The following is a 25,892-nucleotide window of genomic DNA, read 5'->3' on the forward strand; positions in this document are numbered from 1 at the left end:
GCGGGGATGCTCGCTCAGCCGGGGTCCATTGCCGTGGCCCCGCCACTGGTCTCAGATGGTCCATCGGCCCCGTTCCAGGATGAGAGTGGGCGATGACGGCCTGCCGTCTTTGGAGTTTTGGCAATCGGGAATATTATTGATCGGAGCCTGGTTGACCCAGGTAGCGCACAACGCCCCACAGCACTGTGAGCATGCAAAAGCAAATAAGTAGAGCGATGAGCTTTGCGCAGTTCTCCCCAAGCGAGCGAACTGCACATCCCGACCCCCGGAGCACTTCTCTTTCGGGCAGTAACCCGCTTATTGCCGTTGAGGATCCCGGGCGCACTCGCGGAGTGATCTCGTTAGACACGAGGGCACCGGCAGGGTTTATACTGGCATTCATAACGAAGTCAGGGTAGTCTGGCCTCGATACGTGACCCCTTACACAGGCGTTAGGGCTAGACCTGTCTGCGCCGACAGTGTACATTTAATAGTTGCGCTTACTTGTGTGGGGTGACGTGTATCCTCCGTTGGATAGTCGGTAGTGACGCGACCCTGCCCTGCACGAGTGAGTATACGCCTTACCATCTCCAGGGAAGGGATCCCACTTGGCTGCTTCGCCTTTGACAGCATCCGCTTCGCACGGTCGCAAGGCCCGCGTATCTTTCGCCAAGATCAAGGAGCCGATGCAAGCTCCTGATCTGCTTGGTCTGCAGACCGAAAGCTTCAATTGGCTGATTGGTTCTCCGTCATGGAGGGCCGGCGCAGGACCGGACGAGAAGTCCGGGCTGGAAGAGATCTTTGAAGAGGTCTCGCCGATCGAAAACTCGGCAAACACCATGAAACTGTCGTTCTCCGAGCCGAAGCTCGAGGACCCGAAGTACACGGTTGAGATGTGCAAGGAGAAGGACCTCACCTACTCCGCACCCCTGTACGTCAAGGCAGATTTCTACTACAAGGAAACCGGTGAGATTAAGTCTCAGACCACGTTCCTTGGCGACTTCCCGCTCATGACTCCGGGAGGCACCTTTATCATCAACGGAACCGAGCGAGTCGTCGTGTCGCAGCTCGTTCGTTCCCCCGGTGTGTACTTCGAGAGCGAGCGGGACAAGACATCCGACAAGCTCATTTACACCTCGAAGTTCATCCCGTCGCGTGGCGCCTGGCTCGAGTTCGAGATCGACAAGCGTGACTCCGTTGGCGTCCGCGTCGACCGTAAGCGTAAGCAGTCGGTGACCGTTTTCCTCAAGGCTTGGGGAATGACCGAGGAGGAGATCCGCGAGGAATTCGCCGATTACCCGATCCTCATCGACGCCCTCGAGAAGGACACGGTCCACACCAAGGAAGAGGCGCTGACCGACGTCTACCGCAAGCTCCGCCCCGGCGAACCGCCGTCGGCGCGCGCTGGCGAGAACCTCCTCTCGAACCTCTACCTCTCCGATAAGCGCTACGACCTTGCGAAGGTTGGTCGCTACAAGATCAACAAGAAGCTCGGCCTCGACCCGGAGAACCGTGGCCGCCAGCTGACCCTCGAGGACATTGTCGGAGCCATCCACTACATTCTCGCCCTCCACGCCGACAAGGCCGAGGCGAACTGCGGTGGGCCGAACGACGTCCAGGTCGAGTTTGACGACATCGACCACTTTGGCAACCGTCGTATTCGCGCCGTTGGCGAGCTCATCCAGAACCAGGTCCGCACCGGCCTGTCGCGCCTTGACCGTATGGTCCGCGAGCGGATGACGACGCAGGAGGCTGCGGCAATCACGCCGTCCTCGCTGATCAACATCCGTCCCATCGTTGCCGCGATCAAGGAGTTCTTCGGAACCTCCCAGCTGTCGCAGTTCATGGACCAGAACAACCCGCTCTCCGGACTGACGCACAAGCGTCGTCTGTCGGCGCTCGGCCCGGGCGGTCTTGCCCGTGACCGCGCCGGCATGGAGGTCCGTGACGTTCACCCCTCGCACTACGGCCGTATGTGTCCGATCGAGACCCCGGAAGGCCCGAACATTGGTCTTATCGGCTCGCTCGCGACCTTCGCCCGCGTCAACTCCTTCGGCTTCCTTGAGACGCCGTACCGGAAGGTAGAGAACGGTGTCGTGACCGACACGATCGAATACCTGACCGCTGACGACGAGGACCGCTACGTTATCGCCCAGGCAACGGACCGTCTCGAAGACGACGGAACGTTCATGGACGTGGAAGCTCTCTGTCGCGAGGCAGGTGGCGAACCCGCACTGCTCGCCATCGATCAGATTGAATACATGGACGTGTCGGCACGCCAGATGGTTTCCGTCGGCACCGCCATGATCCCCTTCCTCGAGCACGACGACGCGCACCGCGCACTCATGGGTGCGAACATGCAGCGTCAGGCCGTTCCGCTCCTGCGTACCGATGCTCCTCTCGTGGGCACCGGCATGGAGCAGCGTGCGGCTGTCGACGCCGGCGAAGTTCTCTTGTCCGATGTTGCGGGCGTCGTCGAGGAGGCTTCGGCCGACCTCATTCGCATCGCAACCGACGAGGGCGACTACCGCTCCTACCGGATCACGAAGTTCGAACGCGCCAACCAGGGCAACTGCTACAACCAGAAGGTTGTTGTCTCCGAAGGTGACCGCGTCGAGGTCGGAACGATTCTCGCTGACGGCCCGGCAACGGAAGACGGCGAGCTCGCGCTCGGTCGCAACCTGCTTGTCGCCTTCATGGCCTGGGAAGGCTTCAACTACGAGGACGCGATCATCCTGTCGCAGCGCGTCGTCACCGAAGACATGCTCACGTCGATTCACATCGAAGAGTACGAGGTTGACGCACGTGACACGAAGCTTGGCCCCGAGGAGATCACCCGGGACATCCCGAACGTCTCCGAAGAAGTCCTGTCCCACCTGGACGAGCGTGGCATCATCCGCATCGGTGCAGAGGTCAACGCCGGCGACATTCTCGTCGGTAAGATCACGCCGAAGGGCGAGACCGAGCTGACTTCGGAAGAGCGCCTCCTGCGCGCCATCTTCGGTGAGAAGGCCAAGGAAGTTCGCGACACGTCCCTGCGCGTCCCGCACGGCGAGTCCGGCATCGTCATCGGTGTCCGCGAGTTCTCTGCCGAGAATGACGACGAGCTGGCAGCCGATGTTCGCCAGACCGTCCGCGTCTACGTGGCCCAGCGCCGCAAGATCACGATCGGTGACAAGATGGCTGGCCGCCACGGCAACAAGGGTGTTATCTCCCGGATCCTTCCGGCTGAGGACATGCCCTTCCTGCCGGACGGCACCCCCGTTGACATCATCCTGAACCCGCTTGGTGTTCCCGGCCGTATGAACCTCGGCCAGGTCTTCGAGCTTCACCTTGGTTGGATCGCGGCGAACGGCTGGGATGCGACCGAGGCCCGCATGGACGGCGAGGAGTGGGCTCTGCGCCTGCCCGAGACCGCGGTGACCGGTGTTCCCGGTCAGACCGTTGCGACCCCCGTCTTCGACGGTGTTGAGCCAGACGAGATCGAGGGCCTCCTCGGAGCGACCCTCCCGAACCGCGATGGCGACCACATGGTTGGCCAGGACGGTAAGGCGAAGCTGTTCGACGGCCGCTCCGGTGAGCCGTTCCCGGATGAGATCTCGGTCGGCTACATGTACATGCTGAAGCTACACCATTTGGTTGACGACAAGATTCACGCACGTTCCACGGGTCCGTACTCGATGGTTACCCAGCAACCCCTTGGCGGCAAGGCCCAGTTCGGTGGCCAGCGCCTTGGTGAGATGGAGGTGTGGGCCCTCGAGGCCTACGGTGCCGCTCACACGCTGCAGGAAATGCTGACGATCAAGTCGGACGACACCGTTGGCCGCGTCAAGGTTTACGAGGCGATCGTGAAGGGTGACAACATTCCCGAGCCGGGAATCCCCGAGTCCTTCCGCGTCCTCATTCAGGAAATGCGCTCCCTCTGCCTCAACGTCGAAGCGCTCGATGCTAGTGGCAACACAATTAACCTTCAGGATACCGAAGACGACTTCAGGCCCGCGGAGAAGCCAGCTATCTCCACCGGTCTTGAAGACTTCGGTGCAATGGAATTCTGATTCTCGGAGAAAAGGCTGGGTTCAGCGCCCACCCAGCCTTTCTCCGTGGCAGGGTGCTTAGGAAGAAGTAGGAAACTTGCTCGACGTTAATCTCTTCGATCAGCTCCATATCTCGCTTGCGACCTCACAGGACGTTCACTCCTGGTCGCACGGCGAGGTCAAGAAGCCCGAGACCATCAACTACCGCACGCTCAAGGCCGAGAAGGATGGCCTGTTCTGCGAACGCATCTTCGGTCCGACCAGGGACTGGGAGTGCGCGTGCGGTAAGTACAAGCGTCCCCGCTACAAGGGGATTGAATGTGAGCGCTGCGGTGTTGAAGTCACCCGCGCCAAGGTGCGTCGCGAGCGGATGGGTCACATCCAGCTCGCTGCCCCCGTTACCCACATCTGGTACTTCAAGGGTGTCCCGTCACGCCTGGGATACCTCCTCGATATTGCCCCGAAGGACCTCGAAAAGGTCATCTACTTCGCCGCCTACATGGTGACGGACGTTGATGAAGAGGGCCGTTCGGAGGCCATGCCGGAACTCCGCGGTGAACTCGACCTGGAACTCAAGGAAATTGAGAACCAGATGCATGTAGACATCAACGAACGCGCCGAAGAAATGGAGCGCGAACTCGAAGCCGCCGAAGCCGAGAACGCTTCCGCTAAGGAAAAGAAGGCGATCAAGGACGCCGGCGAAAAGGACCAGGTGAACATCCGCAAGTCCGCCGAAGCCGAGCGCGATCACGTTGAAGAGGTCTGGGACCGCTTCATGAAGCTCAAGGTCGGCGACCTTGAGGGTGATGAGGACCTGTACCGCGAAATGTACGGCCGCTGGGGCATGTACTTCGAGGCATCGCGCGGCGCCGAAGCAATCCAGGAGCGCCTGCGCACCTTCGACCTTGAAGCCGAAGCTGAAATCCTCCAGGAGGTCATCAAGACCGGCACCGCTCAGCGCAAAACCCGTGCGCTCAAGCGCCTCAAGGTTGTGAACGCGTTCCGCACGACAGGCACGAAGCCCGAGTCGATGGTTCTTGACGTCCTCCCGGTGCTCCCCCCGGACCTGCGCCCCATGGTGCAGCTCGACGGTGGGCGCTTCGCGACCTCGGATCTTAACGACCTCTACCGTCGTGTCATCAACCGCAACAACCGACTCAAGCGCATGCTTGACCTCGATGCTCCCGAGATCATGGTGAACAACGAGAAGCGCATGCTTCAGGAGTCGGTGGATGCCCTCTTCGACAACGGCCGTCGCGGCCGTCCCGTCCAGGGCGCCGGTAACCGTCCCCTCAAGTCGCTGTCCGACATGCTCAAGGGCAAGCAGGGCCGCTTCCGTCAGAACCTGCTCGGTAAGCGCGTTGACTACTCTGGCCGTTCCGTTATCGTTGTGGGCCCGACGCTCAAGCTGCACCAGTGCGGCCTTCCGAAGGCCATGGCTCTCGAGCTCTTCAAGCCCTTCGTGCAGAAGCGTCTCGTCGACCAGCAGGTTGCGAAGAACATTAAGGCTGCGAAGCGTCTCATTGAGCGCCAGCGCACCGAGGTGTGGGACATCCTCGAAGAGGTCATCACGGATCACCCGGTCCTGCTGAACCGTGCCCCAACCCTGCACCGTCTCGGCATCCAGGCATTTGAGCCGCAGCTCGTTGAGGGTAAGGCCATTCAGCTGCACCCGCTCGTCTGTGCGGCCTTCAACGCCGACTTCGACGGTGACCAGATGGCAGTGCACCTGCCGCTGTCCGCCGAGGCGCAGGCAGAAGCCCGTATCCTCATGCTGTCGGCCAACAACATCCTCAAACCGTCCGACGGTCGTCCGGTCACCATGCCCTCTCAGGACATGATCATCGGCCTGTACCACCTGACGAGCGAGAACGATCACGAGGGCGAGAAGCGTTCCTTCTCCGCAGTCGGCGAGGCCGTCATGGCCCACGACAACGGCGATATTGCCCTTGGCGAGCCGATCCGCATCCGCTTCTCCGAGCTGGTCCCGCCGCGCGGCTGGGTTGCCCCGGAGGGCTGGGAAGAGGGTCAGCCGATCATGCTGGAGACCACGCTTGGCCGTGCGCTCTTCAACGACGCTCTCCCCGTCAAGTTCCCATACGTGAACGAGGTTGTCGACAAGAAGCGACTCGGCTCGATCATCAACGAGCTTGCCGAGCGCTACCCGAAGGTTGATGTCGGTGCGTCGCTCGATGCTCTGAAGTCGACCGGTTTCTACTGGGCCGGACGTTCCGGTGTCTCGATCTCGCTTGCCGACATTGAGGTTCCCGAGTCGAAGGCCGGAATCCTCGAGGCTGCCGAAGCGCAGGCCGCGAAGATTGAGGAACTGTTCGAGGACGGCATGATTCAGGACGCCGACCGTCGCCGCGACCTGTTCGACCTCTGGACCGAAGTCACCGACCGCGTGGCGAAGGAAATGAGGGACAACTTCTCGGGCAACAACTCGGTGAACCGCATGGTGACCTCCGGTGCTCGTGGTAACTGGACGCAGGTCCGTCAGCTTGCCGGTATGCGCGGCCTCGTGGCTAACCCGAAGGGCGAGATCATCTCCCGCCCGATCAAGTCGAACTACTTCGAAGGCCTCTCGGTTCTCGAATACTTCTCGGCAACGCACGGTGCCCGTAAGGGAACGGCCGATACGGCTCTCCGTACCGCCGACTCCGGTTACCTGACGCGTCGACTTGTTGACGTTGCCCAGGACGTCATCATTCGTGAAAACGACTGTGGCACCAACAAGGGCCTGACGAACAGGATTGCCTTCGTTGACGAGGACGGCTCCCGCCGCCTCGATCCGGCGGTCGAGACCTCGGTCTACGCCCGTACGCTCGCCCAGGACGTCGCCGACGCCGATGGCAATGTCATCGTGAGCGCCGGCACCGACCTTGGCGACGTGGAGATCGAGAGGCTGTTCAACCTCGGCATCGACGAGGTTACGGTTCGCTCGGTTCTTACCTGTAACTCGCGTTCCGGTGCCTGTGCACTATGCTACGGACGTTCGCTTGCAACCGGCCTGCTGGTCGACATCGGTGAGGCAATCGGTATTGTCTCCGCACAGTCGATTGGTGAGCCCGGCACGCAGCTGACGATGCGTACGTTCCACACCGGTGGCGTTGCTTCGGCAGACGACATCACGCAGGGTCTTCCGCGTGTCCAGGAGCTCTTCGAGGCCCGTACCCCCAAGGGTGAGGCCCCGATCACGGAGGCCGCAGGCACCGTGTCCATCGAGGACTCCGAGCGCTCCCGCCAGATCGTTATTAAGCGTGACGACGGCGGTGAGGACCTGGCCTACCAGGTCTCGCGTTCCGCGAAGCTTCTCGTCGAGGACGGCAGTCATGTCGCCGTTGGCGAGCAGCTGACCGAGGGCTCGGTTGACCCGAAGAAGGTCCTCCGCATCTCGAACCGTCGTCGTGCACAGCTCTACCTGGTCGAACAGGTGCAGGCCGTGTACCGCTCGCAGGGCGTCGAGATCCATGACAAGCACATCGAGGTTATTGTTCGCCAGATGCTGCGTCGCGTCACGGTCATCGAGTCCGGCGACACGAACCTCCTTCCCGGTGAGCTCGCTGACGTCAAGGACTACGAGTCCGCAAGCCGCGAGGCAGTGGCACGTGGCGGCAGGCCCGCAACGGCCCGCCCGGAGCTCATGGGCATCACGAAGGCGTCGCTCGCGACCGACTCGTGGCTGTCCGCTGCTTCGTTCCAGGAGACCACCAAGGTCCTCACCGAGGCCGCGCTCAACTCGAAGCGCGACCCGCTGAACGGCCTCAAGGAGAACGTCATTCTCGGTAAGCTCATCCCGGCCGGCACCGGCCTGGAGAAGCTCCGCCAGGTCAAGGCAGAGCCGACGACCGAGGCTCGCCTCGAGTTCGAGAAGATGACCGGATTCATCCGCCAGGATCTTGACCCGTACGATTCGGGACTGGATCTCGGCGCTGGCCTCTACGGAACCGGATACTCCGGCTACGGACCGGCCTTCGGTGGAAACTAACCACCATCATCGCTGATTAGGGGATTGGCCTGTGTCGAGTACCACCGCTCGATACAGGCCAATCCTTTGACCTAGCGGAAGCAATAACGCTAATCTGATATACGGTGTTCGTATTATCGAACATCCCTCGCGCGCGGGAGTTGCACCTGCAAGGGAGGAGACCGTCCGGCGTTGCTGCGAAAGACCGTTCGGTCACGGGCTCGTAACTACTCGAGCCCTTCCACCAGTTAATAATGAGCAGGAGATAGAGTGCCCACTATTCAGCAGCTGATCCGCAAGGGTCGGTCATCGAAGCCAGGCGCCTCCAAGACGCCGGCGCTCCAGGGTAGCCCGCAGCGTCGTGGGGTGTGCACCCGCGTATACACAACTACCCCCAAGAAGCCGAACTCGGCCCTTCGTAAGGTCGCCCGCGTGCGCCTTTCGACCGGCATCGAGGTTTCCGCATACATCCCCGGTGAAGGCCACAACCTTCAGGAGCACTCGATCGTGCTCGTCCGTGGCGGCCGCGTGAAGGACCTCCCCGGTGTTCGCTACAAGATCGTCCGCGGTTCGCACGACACCCAGGGTGTTAAGAACCGCAAGCAGGCACGTTCCCGCTACGGCGCCAAGAAGGAGAAGAACTAATGCCCCGTAAAGGTCCCGCTCCGAAGCGCCCTCTCGTTGCAGATCCCGTTTACGGCCAGGAGCTCGTGACCCAGCTGGTCAACCGTGTGCTCCGCGACGGCAAGAAGTCGACCGCTCAGGCGATCGTCTACGGCGCCCTTTCCGGTGTTGCCGAGAAGTCCGGCCAGGATGCCATCGAGGTTCTCAAGCGCGCCATGGACAACATCAAGCCTTCGCTCGAGGTGCGGTCCCGCCGCGTCGGCGGTGCGACCTACCAGGTCCCCGTCGAGGTTAAAGCAGGTCGTTCCACGACGCTCGCGCTCCGCTGGCTCGTTGACTACTCGAGGCAGCGCCGCGAGAACTCGATGACCGAGCGACTCATGAACGAGATCCTCGACGCCTCGAACGGTCTCGGCGCCGCTGTCAAGCGTCGCGAAGACACCCATCGCATGGCAGAGTCCAACAAGGCCTTTGCTCACTACCGCTGGTAAGCGGCCGTCCGACAACCTCGAACTGAAGAGAGCTAATAGTGGCACAGGAAGTGCTTTCCGACCTTAAGAAGGTCCGCAATATCGGCATCATGGCGCACATCGATGCCGGCAAGACGACAACGACCGAGCGTATTCTGTTCTATACCGGCATCAACTACAAGCTCGGTGAGACACACGACGGCGCTTCGACGACCGACTGGATGGAAGACGAGAAGAACCGTGGTATCACGATCACCTCGGCTGCCGTAACCGCGTTCTGGAAGAACCACCAGATCAACGTTATCGACACCCCCGGTCACGTCGACTTCACAGTCGAGGTTGAGCGCTCACTGCGCGTCCTCGACGGCGCTGTCGCAGTCTTCGACGGCAAGGAGGGCGTTGAGCCCCAGTCGGAGACCGTGTGGCGTCAGGCGGATAAGTACAACGTTCCCCGTATCTGCTTCGTCAACAAGATGGACAAGCTCGGAGCCAACTTCGAGTTCACCGTCTCGACGATCAAGGATCGCCTCAAGGCGACCCCGCTCGTCGTGACCCTCCCCATCGGTGCAGAGTCCGACCTGGCTGGCGTCGTTGACGTCATCAAGCAGGTTGCGTACCGCTTCCCGGCAGAGCAGAACGGTGAGAAGACCTACGGCACCGTTGTCGTCGAGGAAGAGATTCCCGCCGACATGGTGGACGCCGTTGAGGCCGCTCGCGCCGAGCTACTCGAGTCGGTTGCAGAGACCGACGAGGACCTGCTCGACAAGTACCTCGGTGGCGAAGAGCTCACGATCGACGAGATCAAGGGCGCCATCCGTGAGCTCACGATCGCTGGCGAGGCCTACCCGGTCTTCTGCGGTTCCGCCTACAAGAACATTGGTGTCCAGCCGATGCTCGACGGCGTTCTCGACTACCTCCCGTCCCCGCTCGACGTCCCGGCCATCGAAGGCCACGCCGTCGGCAACGAAGAGGAAGTTGTTACCCGCTCCGCCAACGAGGATGAGCCCTTCGCGGCTCTCGCGTTCAAGGTTGCCGTTCACCCGTTCTTCGGCAAGCTCACCTACATCCGTGTCTACTCGGGCAAGCTCGAGGCAGGTTCGCAGATCCAGAACTCGACGAAGTCGAACAAGGAACGCATCTCCCGCATCTTCCAGATGCACTCCAACAAGGAGAACCCCGTTGACGTTGCCCACGCGGGCCACATCTACGCGGTCATCGGACTCAAGAACACGACCACGGGCGACACGCTCTGCGACGCGCAGAAGCCTGTCATCCTCGAGTCGATGACGTTCCCCGAGCCCGTTATCCACGTTGCTATCGAGCCCAAGTCGAAGGGCGACCAGGAGAAGCTCGGCACCGCCATTCAGCGTCTTGCTGAAGAGGACCCGACGTTCTCCGTCCGCCTCGACGAGGAGACCGGCCAGACCGTTATCGGCGGTATGGGCGAGCTCCACCTCGACATCCTTGTCACGCGCATGAAGCGCGAGTTCAAGGTTGACGCCAACGTTGGCGCACCCCAGGTTGCGTACCGCGAGACCATCCGCCGCAAGGTCGACAAGGTCGACTTCACGCACAAGAAGCAGACCGGTGGTTCGGGTCAGTTCGCTAAGGTCCAGGTCGCTTTCGAGCCGATCCCGCAGACCGAAGACAGCGAAATTTACGAATTCGTTGACGCCGTGACCGGCGGCCGTGTTCCCCGCGAATACATTCCGTCGGTTGACCAGGGCATCCAGGCTGCCATGGAGAACGGTATCCTCGCCGGATACCCGATGGTTGGCGTTAAGGCCACCCTCCTCGACGGCGCCTACCACGATGTCGACTCCTCGGAGATGGCATTCAAGATCGCCGGCCAGGGTGTCTTCCGCGAAGGCATCAAGCAGGCAGATCCGGTTCTCCTCGAGCCCATGATGGACGTCGAGGTCAGGACCCCCGAAGAGTACATGGGCGATGTGATTGGCGATCTTAACTCTCGCCGTGGCATGATTCAGTCCATGGAGGACGCGACCGGCATCAAGATCGTTCGCGCCCAGGTTCCGCTGTCCGAAATGTTCGGGTACGTTGGTGTCCTGCGTTCCAAGACGCAGGGTCGCGCGGTGTACACCATGCAGTTCGCGACTTACGCGGAAGTTCCGAGGAATGTCTCCGAGGAAATCATCAAGAAGACCCGGGGCGAGTGAGCCTAGGTCATTTGTAAGAAAAATAACCGATAGTAGATCGCTCCGCCCCGAGGATGCTCCTGTATCCTTTTCAAGCAGAGAAACTACCCGAGTCCTACAGGAGGACAAGTGGCCAAGGCCAAGTACGACAAGTCCAAGCCGCATATGAACATCGGCACCATCGGTCACGTCGATCACGGTAAGACGACGACGACCGCTGCCATCTCGAAGGTTCTTGCTGACCAGTACCCGGATCTGAACGAGTTCACCCCGTTCGACCAGGTCGACAACGCTCCCGAGGAGCGTCAGCGCGGCATCACCATTAACGTTTCGCACGTTGAGTACCAGACCGACAAGCGTCACTACGCACACGTTGACGCCCCCGGTCACGCCGACTACATCAAGAACATGATCACCGGTGCCGCACAGATGGACGGCGCGATTCTCGTTGTCGCCGCCACCGACGGCCCGATGGCTCAGACCCGTGAGCACGTTCTTCTCGCCCGCCAGGTTGGCGTTCCGCAGCTCATCGTTGCGCTGAACAAGTCCGACATGGTTGACGACGAGGAAATCCTCGAGCTCGTCGAGATGGAGGTCCGTGACCTTCTCTCCTCGCAGGGCTTCGACGGCGACAACGCTCCCGTCATGCAGATCTCGGCTCTCAAGGCACTCGAGGGCGACGAGAAGTGGGTCAAGTCCGTTCAGGACCTCATGGAGCAGGTTGACACCTACTTCGACGACCCGGTCCGCGACATGGACAAGCCGTTCCTCATGCCCATCGAGGACGTCTTCACCATCACCGGCCGTGGCACCGTTGTCACCGGTCGTGTCGAGCGTGGTCAGCTCCAGATCAACTCCGATGTCGAGATCCTCGGCATCAAGGAGAAGGCGATGAAGACGGCCGTCACCGGCATCGAGATGTTCCACAAGCAGATGGATCACGCCGACGCCGGCGAAAACTGTGGTCTCCTCATCCGCGGCATCAAGCGCGAAGAGGTCGAGCGCGGCCAGGTCGTCTGCAAGCCGGGCTCCATCACCCCGCACACGAAGTTCGAGGCGCAGACCTACGTGCTGAAGAAGGAAGAGGGCGGCCGTCACAACCCGTTCTTCTCCAACTACCGCCCGCAGTTCTACTTCCGCACGACGGACGTCACCGGCGTCATCACGCTGCCCGAGGGCACCGAGATGGTCATGCCCGGCGATAACACCGAGATGACCGTGGAGCTGATCCAGCCCATCGCCATGGAAGAGGGCCTCGGCTTTGCTATCCGCGAGGGTGGCCACACCGTTGGTTCAGGTAAGGTCACCAAGATCCTCGGCTAATTCAAACGCCTAGATCTATCGATCTCATGAGTACGCCCCGGCTTTCGCCGGGGCGTACTTGTCTCAACGGGTTGCATGTCCCGAGAGGGGAGTGATTTCAAACAGGGGAGCATTGTCGGGCGCGATGGGCCGACATCGAAAGGAGGAATCTCGGGAAGTGCTGTGTCTGGGATTCCCCTGCGGCGCAGATGTACTGAAGAGGTACCCGAGGATGCTCGTCCGATCGGAACCGGGACTGCTTCGACAGCGAAGGAGCGATTGTGCTCTCGTGCAACGCGGAGGTGATGCCGCTGCGGCTAGTGCGGACCATCTACCGCGACTGGGACTATGGGTCGGGCATAACCCCAAGGCTCCTCAGTTCATGGAACGTAAGCGGTGGGTGAGTGGCAGGTAGCCGACTACGGTCCAGTTAATCCACCGGCCCGCAGACAACTAGCGGTAATCTTCGAGGGAGCGTTTGGCGAGGATGGGGAGAGCTGCAAGGCCCGCCAGCCCCGCCCATACCACCAGCATCGGTACCGAACCCGTCACTGTTCCCAGGGCGCCACCGATAAGGGCTGAGATCGGCATGATCCCTAGCGTGATGGTGCGCTGTGAAGCTGCGACCGATGCGAGCTGTTCTTGGCTGATTGTCTTGGGTAGTACCTCGGCTCCGGACACCGCTGAGATACTGACGAGCAGATTCCACGAGAGGCCTTGGATCGCTAGCCAGATCAGTTCCGGGCCCGGCAGTTGCTGGCAGAACACCGCGAGGAGAACGGCGGGAACCGCAACGAGTGCGCAGGCGATACGTAGTTGGCGCAGTCCGTAGTGTCCTGAGAGGCGGGGCGCGAGCCCGGCACCGATGATAGCGCCGATGGTTGAGATGACACCAAGGGCTGCGTAGATGGCGGGAGAGACACCAAGGTCGCTGAGAATGAACACCGGCAGAATTGTGTTGCCGAGCATCACCCCAGCGTTTGTCAATGCTGCCGAGGTGGTCAGGGCCCGGAGGGCAGGAATCTCCCAGAGGGCAACGAAGCCATCGCGTAGACGAGCCTTCGGCCTGATCTGCATAGTCTCTGGTTGAGCAGGTGCCTGGATCCCAAGCTGGCTGAGCAGGGATGAAACGTAGGACGTGACTGCTAAGGTGATCATCCCGGGCATCCCGAGAAAACCCAATGCCAGGCTGCCGGTGCCCGCCGCGGCAACTGATGCTGACTGACTTGTGACTGCCAGGCGGGAGTAGGCGTGTTTGAGCCGCTTCTTCGGGACAAGAGCGGGGATCACGGTCGTCTCTGCGGTTGTGAAGACGACATCGGCTACTCCGATGATTCCGGCAGCGAGTAGGAGAACTGGGCCCGACAGTGTCTGAGTCAGGTAAAGGGCCAGCAGACTTGCGAGTACTAGGCAACGCATAGAGGTTGCCATTGTCATGGCAGTCCCACGTCTTCTCATCCGGTCGATGATCATGCCGATAGGAACTCCGAGCAGAAGAAAAGTTCCCAGGTCGATTGAGTTGAGCACACCCACATAACCAGTGCCGAGGCCAAGAACGGATACGGCAAGGATCGGCATGATTGTGCGTGCGAGAGAGTCGCCGAATCCCTCCCCGGCTCGCGTGAGAACCAGGTATCGAAAGGAGCGGGGGAGCGGTGGCAAATCTTCGGACATAGCACTTCTATATGTAAGCCATTACCTGACGTGTCAGGCAATGGCTTACGTACTGTCAGGGAAATCTTGACGTGGCAAGTTGAGTGGCTACAGTTGTTGCATGACGGAAAGAGAAATCCGCGAGACAGAGCCGATCAACTTCATGTGCTCGTTCTGCCTGAGATCGAGAGAAGATGCTGGCAGGCTCGTTGGGGCGCCCGGTGTTGGAATATGTCAAAGGTGTGCTCAAAACACCGTCAGAATGCTTGAAGAGGCAGGGTTGGAACCAGCCGAGCTTTCATCTGGTCCGTGGGATGCGTGTGACGATGATGAGTTACTAGAACAGTTACCTCGGTTTGCGCAGGCCCGTGAGAAGGTCGAGGAGCACTTGCGGCACTGGGTTGGTGCTGCTCGTGGGCGCGGTCTGAGCTGGGCGAGCATCGGTGAATCTTTGGGCATGTCCCGCCAGTCCGCATGGGAGAGGTTCCATCCGCACGTGGAAGGGTGATAAAGTGTGCGGCGAGTCGTACCATCAGGTGGCTTCGCGTACCCTGGCAGTATGAGCCTTGTTGACGTGTACCGCGCCTGCGGACTCAATTCTGAACCCTCCGCCATCCTCTGGGACCTGGATGGAACGATCACGGATACCGAATCCCAGTGGGTTGCCAACACGAAGAAGATCATTGAAGCACGGGGTGGAAGCTGGTTGAAATCCGATGAAGAAGCTCTCCACGGATCATCCACGGAAGATCATGCCGAACACATGGAATTTGTTCTCCGGCGCGATGGTGGGGACGTTGCTGACGGCATGGTTCTCTTCGAAGAGGTAGCGGTCCTCATGGCCGAGCAGGTCTATTCGGATCCGGACCTCATGCCCGGAGCTATTGAACTTCTCGATGCGTTTGCAGATGCTGGAATGCCCCAAGCTCTAGTGACTGCCACCCCGATGAATCTAGCTGGGCCCGCTATTGAAAGCCTGCCGCGAGACTACTTCTCTGCGCGTGTCACCGGGGATCAGGTGCAGCGTGGCAAGCCGGACCCCGAGCCCTATGCCACCGCTATCAGCAGACTCGGTGTGAACCCCGCCGAATGCTTGGCCTTTGAAGACTCAATCCCGGGGGAGACGTCGGCACGCGGTGCGGGAGCGAGAGTCGTTAACGTGTTGAAGCTGGAGCTCGCGGCACTCGCAGGCCTCCTCTGAGTTCGTTTCGGATTCTGCCAGGGGCTTGGAACTCTCGTCGCCGAGGTTACGCGTTGGTAGCCTGGGTGAATGAACGCACAGGTTGATTTCAATTCACTGAAGATCGGATTCGGTACTTCTCCCCTCATGGGAGAGGAAGCGACAACTGCTGTCGCTTCGGCGCTCGATGCTGGCTATACCTTTATCGACACGGCATCGAAGTACGAGAACGAAGAGGCCGTCGGTCAGGGAATCAAGGCCTCCGGCGTTGCTCGCGAGGACGTTATTCTCCAAACCAAGCTCCGCGGCAATGATCATGGGGATGTTCGGGGAGCGCTCGAGCGTAGCCTTAGCAGGCTCGGCGTCGACTACCTCGATGCGTGGCTTATTCATTGGCCGCTCCCCATGCTTGGCCGTTACCCCGAGGCGTACGAGGAGATGGCCAAGGCGCAGGAGGAAGGTCTTGTCCGCACCCTCGGCGTCTCCAACTTCCTCATCGAACACCTGGATGAACTGAAGGCTAAGACCGGCCTCGTCCCTGCCACGAACCAGGTGCAGGTTGACCCGGGCCTGCACCGCTCCGAGTACCGCAAGGAACTTGCTGATCGCGGGATTGCAGTTCAGTCCTGGTCACCGCTTTCGAAGGGGGGTGACCTGTTCGAGACAGATGCCGTGACCTCCGCGGCTGCAGCGCACAGCATCACGCCCTCGCAGGCAGTCCTGGCCTGGCACCGTGCGATCGGTGCCATCCCGATTGTCCGCTCCACGAACGAGGAGCGTAGGAAGCAGAACCTTGAGGCTGTCGAGGTTCAGCTGACCCCCGCAGAGGTGGAAGCGATCTCCGCACTCCCGCAGCGCGAACTTGGCGAATGGGATCCTGCAACGCACGACGAGCGATAGACCTAAGCGCTTAAAGTGTAGAACCAAACTTCAGAGGTGCCCCGGCGGTAGTTATGCCTCGCACATCTCCTGCACAGGAACGTGGGGGTGACTGTCGTCGGGGCTCTCCCTTGCCCATGAATAAAGTGGACATAGGTTGACGTAACGTGCTCGGTGTCACACGGCCAACTGCGTCCAAATCCTGAGATTGTTTGGCGCTCTGACCTGGGGCGTTGTCTAATGGGGGAACCATCAAGAGTGGCTGAGAGACCTGGCTCGTCGACGCCGCAGCAACCGAGAAAAACCCGGTGCTAAGGCCAGGACCGATGGAGGAATCGATGATCACATTGGACGGTGTCCGCAAGGTGTACCCGGGAGTTGTCGCTCTCGACGGTATCGATCTCAATATCCCTGCAGGCCAAATTCACGGAATTGTGGGCCAGTCGGGTGCGGGCAAGTCCACTCTGATCAGGTGCCTGACGGCACTCGAAAGGCCAACCGAAGGCCATATTTGGGTCGATGGGCAGGACCTTTCCTCGCTCACCCCCAACCAGCTACGGACAGCACGCCGCTCAATCGGCATGGTGTTCCAGGGCGGCAACCTGCTTGATGCTCGTACCGCCGGTCAAAACATTGCGTACCCGCTGAAGGTTGCCGGCCTTGATAGGGGAGGGCGGCGCGAACGCGTACAAGAGCTCCTTGACCTCGTCGGCCTTGGTGACCGTGGCGACTCCTATCCGTCCCAGCTTTCCGGTGGTCAGCGCCAGCGCGTCGCCATTGCCCGTGCGCTCGCGGCACGGCCCGCAGTGCTCCTGTGCGATGAACCGACCTCGGCTCTCGATACTCAAACCACCGAACAGATTCTCGACCTCATTAAGGATGTTCGCGACCAGACCGGTGTCACGGTCGTCATCATCACGCACGAGATGTCGGTGGTGCGCGAAACCTGTGACGCCGTCACGCTCCTGTCGAAGGGCAAGGTTGTTCAGTCCGGCAGGCTTGACGAGATCATCACGGACACCGGCTCCCGCCTAGGTGCTGCCATTGTTCCGCCTCCGAAGGTTGACGAGATCCCGCCGGGAACGACACTGATCGACATTGCCTTTACGTCCCGTCCGGGGGAGGCCTCCGGTTCCCACGTTCTCAGCCTGGTGGCCGAGCTCGGGGCAGATGTTACCGCTGGAACGTTCGAGACTCTGGGCTCCGCCCAGATCGCACGCCTCGTTCTCTCGGTTGAAAATGCTCGGGTCGATTCGACCATTGCGGCGCTCGCTGCTCAGGGCGTTGATGCGAAGGAGCGTGCAGCATGAATACTTTGACTCAGGACGGCACGTGGTTCAATAACCAGATCGTCCAAGAGACGCTGTGGGACGCGACCGTGGAAACCCTGCTCATGGTCGGCTGGTCCACCCTCGCAACGGTGGTCATTGGATTGCCTCTCGGTATCCTTCTCGTTGCCACCGCGAAGGGCGGAATCCGTCCAAACAAGATCGTCAACGCCATTCTTTCCCTGATCGTTAACGTCGGGCGTTCGATCCCGTTCATCATCCTTCTGATCCTCTTGCTACCGGTCACGGACTGGGTCATGCAGACGAACATTGGATGGCGGGGCATGGTGTTCCCGCTCGCAATCGGATCCATTCCGTTCTTTGCTCGCCTGGTCGAGACGAACCTTCTGGCTGTTGATTCAGGCAAGATCGAAGCCGCTCAGATGATGGGGGCAACACGAACGAGGATCATGGGGGACGTGATTCTCCGTGAGGCCCTTCCCGGAATCATCCAGTCGATCACCGTTCTCATCATCATGATTATTGGCTTCTCCGCCATGGGAGGCACGGTTGGAGGCGGCGGGCTCGGAGCTCTTGCCTACAACTACGGCTACCAGAGGTACTTCCTCGACGTCCTCATCATCACCGTTGTTGTTCTTGTTGTTATCGTTCAAATCGTCCAAATGCTCGGCGACATGCTCAGCCGATATGTAGACCACCGCTGAGTCTCTGCATATCGGAACGAACGACTCGCGACAAACACCTGATCCAAATCGCAGGAAGCAACTCATTCGAGTGACCTCCACCGAAACAGTTCTTCGAATGGAACCTCTCGCACAAGGCTTCTTGGCTCGCTCCCCGTGACCGTAATTCACCGAGATCTCTCTCGAATCACGTCATCCCAGTAACTCTGGGCTATGCCCATACCGTCAACACAATCTCCGCCACGACCGCACCCATAGTGCGGACTGGCAATCCGAGCAGAGGGTTCCAAGGATCCCACTTGCTCATTTAATAACAAAAGGAAGTAAACCAATGCGTCGTAAGATTTTTGCTCTCACAGCAGCCGCAGCCCTTGCCCTCTCGGCATGCTCGTCCAATGAAGAGGAATCCGAGGAGACCACCTCGGATTCGACCGCGGCCTCCGGTGAGGTTGTCACCCTCAAGGTTGGAGCCTCCCCGGTTCCCCACGCAGACATCCTCAACTACATCGATGAAAACCTGGCCGAAGAGGCCGGTATTGACATCGAGGTTGTCGAGTACTCCGACTACGTCCTGCCGAACCGTAACCTCGACTCGGGTGACCTGGATGCTAACTTCTTCCAGCACGTCCCCTACTTCGAGACTGAGATCGCAGATAACGGTTACGAGTTCGACCGTGGCGAAGGCGTCCACATTGAGCCCTACGCTGCCTACTCCGAGACTCTTGAGTCCATCGACGACCTCCCGGACGGTGCCAAGGTCTCTATCGTCAACGATCCCTCCAACCAGGCTCGCGCTCTCTGGCTGCTTGAGGACAATGGTGTGCTGACCCTCGACGACTCCGTCGAGAATCCCACCATCTTCGATATTGCTGACAATCCGAAGAACATCGAGTTCGTTGAACTTGAGGCCCCGAACCTTGTTCGTACCCTCGACCAGGTCGATCTCGCCATCATCAACGGTAACTTCGCCCTCGATGGTGGGCTTGTTCCCTCCGAGGACTCAATCGCAATCGAGTCCGGCGAAGACAACCCCTACGCGAACGTGCTCGCTTGGAACACCGACACCGACAAGCTCGAGGCCATCCAGGCACTCGACGAACTCCTCCACTCGCAGGAAGTCGCCGACTTTATCACCGAAACCTACCCCAACGGTGAGGTTGTTCCTGCCTTCTAAGTAACACCGAGAAAGGGGGTGACTGGCTACGACCGGTTGCCCCCTTTCGCAGTCACTTTCGACATAAACATGTTCTGAGGATTGGGCGGTACTAAGAAGCGCTGTTGCTTGAAAAGTCTGACCAAGCACCGTGTTTGAACCGTGTTAGGTGCGGATGCTCGGCCTGATAAAAGCTCTTGGTGAAAGCCCTAGGGATTGTTCAGGTACCCCGCATAGTCGCGAGATAACCCTGGGAGGGAACACGGATGTCAAACATCAAAGAACAAGCAAAACTATTCGCCGATCAACATGAATCGGGTGAGATTTTAGTCCTGCCAACTGTGTGGGACACGTGAAGTGCTCGGATAGCGGCAGATGCTGGCTTCGCAGGACTCACCGTCGGTAGCCACCCGGTTGCCGACGCTATCGGTAGCTCCGATGGCGAGAATATGGATTTCGGCGAATACCTGGACATTGTGAAGAGGATCGTCAACTCCGTCGACATTCCTGTCAGTGCTGATGTCGAGTCGGGATATGGGCTTGATCCGAAAGAACTCATCGAGCGCATCATCGAATCGGGTGCCGTCGGAGCCAACATCGAGGACGTTGTTCACCGGGAAGGCGACCGGGTTCGTGACCGCCAGGAGCAAGCGGACTATATTGCCGCCGCCCGGCAGGCCGCAGATGGCGCAGGAGTCGACTTCGTCATTAATGGACGAACCGATGCCATCAGGCTTGGAACCGACGTTTATGATGATCCCCTCGCAGAAGCAGTAGAACGGATCAAACTCATTGAGCAGGCCGGTGCTCGCTCTGTTTATCCCGTCAGGGCATCAACCGTCGAACAGGTCTCAGCACTTGTGGAGGCTGTCTCCGTCCCCGTCAATATCGGCGTTCACCCAGTGGATGGTAACGGCGCCGGTGACCTTGCTGGCTTGAAGCGCCTCGGCGTCCGTCGCATCTCCTTCGGTCCGCGCTGGCAGTCCTGGCTGACCGATGTCTCGGCAAAGCAACTAGAAGCCTGGCTCTAAAAACACAAATCAACATGCCCTGGTGACGCCTCAAGGGAGGCGGTCACCGGGGCTATGTGTTATCCGGAAGTCTTACGTTCACGCCTGGGGCCGGGGGCCGAATTTACACGGATGCGGCGGAAGTATATTCATCAATAGCTGTTGTCTTCATGATTATCCTGTCGTGGTTTGGTACCGCATTGAGGTTTCAGAGCGCCAAAACAACCGGGGTGAGATTCAGTCATCGTGCATTGGGAAAGTATGCGAAGTTGAGTTCTTGTGGATTGTTGCCCGATTGCGTGGATTTGGTTTAGTGTTCGAGTTAGTTAGAGAGGTAGAGCATGCTTGCACAGGAGCGCCGGAGCCTGATCCTCGAGGATCTTCGCACGCAGGGTGGTGTCGAGACCGACGATATTGCTCAACGATACGGAGTGTCGGTTGAGACGGTCCGGCGAGATCTTCTTGAGCTCGAGAAGCTGGCTCTGCTGAAGCGCGTTTATGGGGGAGCAATCAGTATTGCTGTTACCTCCCGTAGCGAAGCTCCGCACTCGGAACGCGAGAACATTGCTTCCGAGCAGAAGGCACAGATCGCGGAGCGGGTTGCTGAGCTCATACCGGAATCGGGAACCGTGTTCCTTGATCTGGGAACAACGGTTGAAGCCGTTGCTCGAGCATTCCCATCATCTTTCTCGGGAACTATCGTGACGGCATCATTGCGTGCCGTTGGCACACTGTCACGTCTTGAACGTGCCGAGATCATTGTGTCAGGCGGGCGCCTGCGCAAGTCTGAACTCTCGCTGTCGGGAACGATGGCGACATCGTTCCTTGATGGTCTGTACCCGGACCTTGCGGTGATTTCAATTGGTGCGATCACAGCTGATGCTGGGGTAACCGACTACGACTTTGATGAGATGCACGTCAAACAGTCGGTCCTCGCTAACTCGCAGACCTCGGTGGTTGTCGCCGATTCCTCGAAGTTCGGTAAGACCGCACCCTTCAAGCTTTGCGATGTTGAGATACCAACGTACATTGCTACCGATAGTGGGCTCGATCAGTCCGCAATCGACGCACTTAAAGACAGGGGAGCACAACTGCTTCTCGCCGACGCGTAAGCGTCACTGAAAAACCCATGTCAATGAAGACTGAAAGGCAATTCAATGGCTATTCTTGCACTCGATCAGGGAACCTCCGGCTCCAAGGCAATTGTCGTCGATGATGATGGCATTCACGCCATTGTCGAAAAGCCCGTTACCCTCAATCACATCTCGAACGACGGGGTTGAGCATGACCCGCACGAACTACTTGCCTCGATTGTGGATGCTGGGCGTGAAGCCATCGAGCAGGCCGGTAAACCAATTGACGGTGTGGCCCTGGCAAACGTCGGGGAAACTGTTCTTGCCTGGGATCCTGAGACCGGCGACCCGCTGACCCCCTGTATCAATTGGATGGACAAGCGATCGAAGGACATTGTTGCCCGCCTCGAAAGCAAAGCTGATCGCATTCATGAACTAACCGCCCTTGTTCTCGATACCTATTTTGCAGCGCCTAAGCTTGCCTGGGTTCGCGAGAACCTCACGAAGGAAGGTGTGGTGACGATGTCGGATTCGTGGCTGGTATACCAGCTCACCGGCGAATTCGTTTCCGACACTTCAACTGCATCGCGCTCCCTCCTTCTCGATATTGACACGGTCGAATGGAACGATGAGCTCCTGGAGATCTTTGGGCTCCAGGACGAGAAAATGCCGCGTCTTGTGGCGTCCGACGAAATCGTCGGCACGACGACCCTCTTCGGTGGTGAGATCCCCGTTGGCGGTCTCATGGTTGACCAGCAGGCGGCTCTGCTTGCCGAGAGTTGCCTTGATCCCGGTGACTCAAAGTGCACCTACGGGTCCGGCGCCTTCCTGTTCGTTAACACTGGCCATGAAGCACATCGCTTCGAGTCGGGCCTGACAACCTCCGTGGCGTGGACGCTACGGGGCAAGACCTCCTACTGTGTTGACGGCCAGGTCTACACTGCCGCAACGGCGGTGCGGTGGATGAAGGACATGGGAATGATCTCCGGCGTCAAGGAGATCGATAAGGAAGTGGCGAAAGATTCAGGCGGGGTCCTGTGCGGCCCGTCCTTCGCCGGGCTGGCGGCTCCGTGGTGGCGTTCCGATGCTGGAGCTTTTCTCACCGGCATGAAGCTAGCCACCGGTAAGGCAGAGATCTCCCGCGCCATCCTCGAAGGGATCTCCGCCCAGGTTGCCGAGCTCGCTGGCCTAATCGCCGCCGGTGTCGACACGCCCCTGCAGAGACTCAAGGTCGATGGTGGGCTGACCAACTCGAAGGTCCTCATGCAGATCCAGTCGGATCTGCTTCAGGTCCCGATCGATACCTACCCGTCTGCCCACGCCACGGCCCTCGGTGCTGCCGCTGCCATGACGCTGGCGCTGAACCCGGATATGTCGGTGGAGGAGGGGCCTTATTCGTGGGAGCCCGAAGCCACGTACGAGCCGAAGATGAGTGCTGACGATGCTGCGGCTTTCCGTAAGCGCTGGGTTGCCGCAGTTGAAGCGAACCTCGAATTCTAGTGTTGCCAGATCACGCTGAAAGGAACGGCTATGAACATGACACGACCGTACGATTTTGCGGTCATTGGAGCCGGCGTCATTGGCTCGGCGATAGCACGGCAGCTCGCGGGAACATCGAACACCGTTGTGCTTCTCGACGCTAGAGAAGACGTGTGTGAGGGGACATCCAAAGCAAATACGGCGATCCTCCACACCGGATTCGATGCCTCCCCGGGAACCCTGGAATCTCAGCTCGTACGCGAAGGCTATTTCCTCACTGAAGACTACTGCGAAAAGACCGGTATCGGGCTGAAGAAGTCCGGTGCCGTGCTCGTGGCCTGGGACGAGGAAGAGCTTGCCGCACTACCGTCACTCCAAGAGAAAGCTGAGAAAAACGGTTACAACAAGACTGAGATCATTGATACTGACGGAGTTTATGAGCTCCTGCCGCACCTCGGCGACGGGGTGAAGGGTGGTCTCACGGTTCCCGATGAGTCAATTATTGATGCCTGGTCGCTACCTCTCGCTTTTGCAACCGATGCTGTGAATAGGGGAGCGACGCTCCTCCTCGAGCACGAAGTCACGATGGTCACCGTTGGTGAGAACACGACAATCCTTGGAACAAACCGGGGTGATATCGAAGCGCGGTGGGTTATCAACGCCGCGGGTCTTGGCGGAGACCACCTTGATCGTAGGTTTGGCTACGACCGGATCCACGTCCATCCGCGTAAGGGAGAACTCTTCGTTTTCGACAAGCTTTCAGCAGAGCTGGTCGACAAGATTGTGCTCGCCGTCCCATCGTCAAAAGGCAAGGGCGTCCTCGTCAGTCCAACGGCGTTCGGTAACGTCATGCTCGGACCGACGGCGGACGATGGGGAGGATAGGACCGACACGTCCACGACCGAAGAAGGTTTTGAGTTCCTCATCCAAAAGGGTTCCCACATCTTCCCGCAGCTCCTGGATGAAGAAGTAACCGCTTCCTACGCCGGCCTGCGAGCAGCCCACGACCTCTCCGACTACCTCATCGAGGTCGACGGGGATCAGCGGTACGCGATCGCGGGTGCGATCCGGTCGACCGGCCTGACGTCCGCTATGGCGGTGGCGCAGTACCTTATTGACCTACTGAAGGATGCAGGACTCACACTCGAGGAGCGCTCCAATCTTCCCGAGCCGCCGAAGATGGCTCCGCTTGGACAGCACCAGGTGCGGCCCTGCGCGGATGCGGAACTGATTGACAAGGATCCCGCCTATGGCGAGATCGTCTGCTTCTGTGAACGAGTCACTCGCGGAGAGATCCGTGACGCTATGAACTCGGTCATCCCGCCGACAACGATTAACGGTTTGCGTCGCCGCACGCGGGCCATGAACGGCAGGTGCCAGGGCTTTTTCTGCGGCGCAGAGGTTGCGGCCCAGTTCGCCGCTGGAAAGAAGGGGAACTGACGTGAAAACTCTTTCGCCCACTGTCCTCATCGTCGGTGCAGGCCCAGCAGGACTCACTGCTGCCGCAGAGCTTGGTAAGAGCCTCGGGGGAGAGGTTCTTGTCGTCGACCGGGAGAAGGACGCTGGCGGCATTCCCCGCCACGCCGACCACCCGGGATACGGCATGAGGGACCTGAAGAAGTTTGTCTCTGGACCCAAATACGCGCGCCTACTTGTCAAAAAGGCTGAGGCTGCTGGCGTTACGATCATGACCCAAACCCAGGTCACGGGCTACGCCGACGACGGGGCGCTTGAGGCAACCAGTCCCGAAGGACGGCTCCTCATCAAACCCAAGGCCACAATCCTTGCAACGGGAGCACGTGAACGCCCCCCCATGGCACGCCGGATCCCCGGCGATCGACCCGGCGGTGTGCTGACCACCGGTCAACTCCAGAATATGATTCACCTGCACGGCGAGAAGCTCAGCGGAAAAGCTGTCATCATTGGCGGTGAGCTCGTCTCCTGGTCGGCGGCGCTCACGCTTAAAGAAGCCGGCGCTCAGCCAGTTGCGCTCGTTACCGAGTACCCGAAGAGCGAGTCGTACCGGATCTTCCGGGGGCCCGGCTCGATCTTCTTCCGCTCCCGCGTCGTCACTCGCTCGAAGGTCGTTCGCGTGATCGGCAGAGGCAGAGTTTCCGCTATTGAAATCGAACATCTCGACACCGGCAGGAGAGCAACGCTCGACTGCGATTGGCTCGTGTTCACCGGTGACTGGGTGCCCGATCACGAGCTCGCCCGCATGGCACATCTCGACATGGATCCCGCAACGAAGTCCCCAAGAGTGGACTCGGGCCTGCGGACCTCCAAGGAGGGCGTGTTTGCCATCGGCAACATTCTGCACCCTGTTGAAACAGCAGATGCTGCCGCCCTCGACGGAAAGCACGTTGCTGCCCAGGTGCTCGATTACCTAGGAGGAGCATCCATTCCATCCGGAGGCATTGACCTCACTGTCGAGAAGCCACTGCGTTGGGTCAGCCCGAACGTTCTCCGTCCGGGCGATGTTGGCCCTGCCCGCGACCGCCTGCTGTTCTGGGTGGACGAATACGTTGCTCGCCCAACGATCGAGGCACGCCAGGCCGGCAAGCTTGTCGGATCAATGAAGACGGCCTGGCCAGCCGCCCCGGGACGCGTTTTCCGAGTACCGGCAAGCATCCTTGAGAAGGTCGACCGCGGCGGGGAGCCGGTAACAATCTCGATCGTATAAGGCCGGTCTGCCGTGACAGGTGGCGGCTGACTTTATGCCGGTACAGGTGAAGGCCGGGAGCGCGTCAGGCGTTCCCGACCTTCGGCGGCTTGCTCGTGTTGCGGCCCCGCCGTGCTCGATTTGAACGGTGCGGTTGAGGCCGGACTAGGAAATTTGAGTGCCGGCTCGTCAGCGAAACGGTTGGTCTCTGGCTGATCCTTCCGGGTCACGGATCAAGATGGTCTGAGGGATATTCACGGGTCACGATTCGGTTTCAGTTCGCAAATTGGTGGAAAGAC

18 protein-coding genes and 1 riboswitch are annotated in these 25,892 nt (G+C 59.7%); of the genes, 17 read left to right on the forward strand and 1 reads right to left on the reverse strand.

Annotated elements, in window-relative coordinates:
• Positions 1-587: 587 nt before the first annotated feature.
• The 6 genes from rpoB (at position 588) to tuf (ending at position 12,553) form a co-directional block, all read left to right on the forward strand.
• Positions 588-4,034 carry a DNA-directed RNA polymerase subunit beta gene (rpoB, locus tag ACTHUY_RS01925; protein ID WP_441677446.1) on the forward strand — a complete coding sequence of 1,149 codons (3,447 nt, stop codon included), beginning with the start codon at positions 588-590 and terminating at the stop codon, positions 4,032-4,034.
• 76 nt (positions 4,035-4,110) lie between these two features.
• Positions 4,111-8,001 (forward strand): DNA-directed RNA polymerase subunit beta', encoded by a 3,891-nt coding sequence (locus ACTHUY_RS01930; RefSeq protein ID WP_441655336.1) that lies wholly within the window; start codon positions 4,111-4,113, stop codon positions 7,999-8,001.
• Positions 8,002-8,250: 249 nt separating this feature from the next.
• Positions 8,251-8,625, forward strand: coding sequence for a 30S ribosomal protein S12 (rpsL, locus tag ACTHUY_RS01935; RefSeq protein ID WP_126702861.1), 375 nt, complete (start codon positions 8,251-8,253; stop codon positions 8,623-8,625).
• Positions 8,625-9,095, forward strand: coding sequence for a 30S ribosomal protein S7 (rpsG, locus tag ACTHUY_RS01940; protein WP_126702862.1), 471 nt, complete (start codon positions 8,625-8,627; stop codon positions 9,093-9,095). The genes rpsL and rpsG overlap by 1 nt, the downstream gene beginning before the upstream one ends.
• Before the next feature lie 38 nt (positions 9,096-9,133).
• Complete coding sequence (gene fusA, locus ACTHUY_RS01945) at positions 9,134-11,251, forward strand: elongation factor G (RefSeq protein ID WP_441655337.1); 2,118 nt, start codon at positions 9,134-9,136, stop codon at positions 11,249-11,251.
• Positions 11,252-11,359: 108 nt separating this feature from the next.
• Positions 11,360-12,553 (forward strand): elongation factor Tu, encoded by a 1,194-nt coding sequence (gene tuf / locus ACTHUY_RS01950; RefSeq protein ID WP_441677449.1) that lies wholly within the window; start codon positions 11,360-11,362, stop codon positions 12,551-12,553.
• Positions 12,554-12,985: 432 nt separating this feature from the next.
• Here the strand turns inward: tuf and ACTHUY_RS01955 are convergent, their stop codons facing one another.
• A complete protein-coding gene (locus ACTHUY_RS01955) occupies positions 12,986-14,206 on the reverse strand; it encodes an MFS transporter (RefSeq protein ID WP_441677451.1) in 1,221 nt (406 codons plus the stop codon).
• Between the two features lie 142 nt (positions 14,207-14,348).
• Between ACTHUY_RS01955 and ACTHUY_RS01960 the strand changes: the two genes are divergently transcribed.
• The 11 genes from ACTHUY_RS01960 to ACTHUY_RS02010 all read left to right on the forward strand — a co-directional run bounded on the left by ACTHUY_RS01960 (position 14,349) and on the right by ACTHUY_RS02010 (position 25,614).
• Complete coding sequence (locus ACTHUY_RS01960; protein ID WP_441677525.1) at positions 14,349-14,693, forward strand: ClpX C4-type zinc finger protein; 345 nt, start codon at positions 14,349-14,351, stop codon at positions 14,691-14,693.
• A 51-nt stretch (positions 14,694-14,744) separates the two neighbouring features.
• On the forward strand, positions 14,745-15,386 hold the full coding sequence (locus tag ACTHUY_RS01965; protein ID WP_126702865.1) for an HAD family hydrolase: 642 nt from the start codon (positions 14,745-14,747) through the stop codon (positions 15,384-15,386).
• A 69-nt stretch (positions 15,387-15,455) separates the two neighbouring features.
• On the forward strand, positions 15,456-16,265 hold the full coding sequence (locus ACTHUY_RS01970) for an aldo/keto reductase (protein WP_441677453.1): 810 nt from the start codon (positions 15,456-15,458) through the stop codon (positions 16,263-16,265).
• A gap of 225 nt (positions 16,266-16,490) precedes the next feature.
• Positions 16,491-16,577, forward strand: a riboswitch (SAM riboswitch).
• Between the two features lie 5 nt (positions 16,578-16,582).
• The gene (locus tag ACTHUY_RS01975) at positions 16,583-17,554 is read left to right on the forward strand and encodes a methionine ABC transporter ATP-binding protein (RefSeq protein WP_441655065.1); all 972 of its coding nucleotides are present in this window, start codon (positions 16,583-16,585) and stop codon (positions 17,552-17,554) included.
• Entirely contained in the window at positions 17,551-18,237 is a 687-nt protein-coding gene (locus tag ACTHUY_RS01980; protein ID WP_126702868.1) for a methionine ABC transporter permease, read from the forward strand. Before ACTHUY_RS01975 ends, ACTHUY_RS01980 begins: the two co-directional genes overlap by 4 nt.
• 310 nt (positions 18,238-18,547) lie before the next feature.
• A complete protein-coding gene (locus ACTHUY_RS01985) occupies positions 18,548-19,390 on the forward strand; it encodes a MetQ/NlpA family ABC transporter substrate-binding protein (RefSeq protein WP_441677455.1) in 843 nt (280 codons plus the stop codon).
• Positions 19,391-19,734: 344 nt separating this feature from the next.
• Positions 19,735-20,400: an isocitrate lyase/PEP mutase family protein gene (locus ACTHUY_RS01990; protein WP_441677527.1), complete on the forward strand. Its 666-nt coding sequence runs from the start codon at positions 19,735-19,737 to the stop codon at positions 20,398-20,400.
• A gap of 320 nt (positions 20,401-20,720) precedes the next feature.
• Positions 20,721-21,491 (forward strand): DeoR/GlpR family DNA-binding transcription regulator, encoded by a 771-nt coding sequence (locus ACTHUY_RS01995; RefSeq protein WP_441677457.1) that lies wholly within the window; start codon positions 20,721-20,723, stop codon positions 21,489-21,491.
• A gap of 45 nt (positions 21,492-21,536) precedes the next feature.
• A complete protein-coding gene (locus ACTHUY_RS02000) occupies positions 21,537-22,952 on the forward strand; it encodes an FGGY family carbohydrate kinase (RefSeq protein WP_441677459.1) in 1,416 nt (471 codons plus the stop codon).
• A gap of 30 nt (positions 22,953-22,982) precedes the next feature.
• Entirely contained in the window at positions 22,983-24,371 is a 1,389-nt protein-coding gene (locus tag ACTHUY_RS02005) for an NAD(P)/FAD-dependent oxidoreductase (protein WP_441677461.1), read from the forward strand.
• A 1-nt stretch (position 24,372) separates the two neighbouring features.
• Positions 24,373-25,614 (forward strand): NAD(P)/FAD-dependent oxidoreductase, encoded by a 1,242-nt coding sequence (locus ACTHUY_RS02010; protein ID WP_441677463.1) that lies wholly within the window; start codon positions 24,373-24,375, stop codon positions 25,612-25,614.
• Positions 25,615-25,892 lie beyond the last annotated feature (278 nt).

Origin of the sequence: Flaviflexus sp., assembly GCF_052087705.1 — a bacterium.
GTDB lineage: Bacteria > Actinomycetota > Actinomycetes > Actinomycetales > Actinomycetaceae > Flaviflexus > Flaviflexus ciconiae.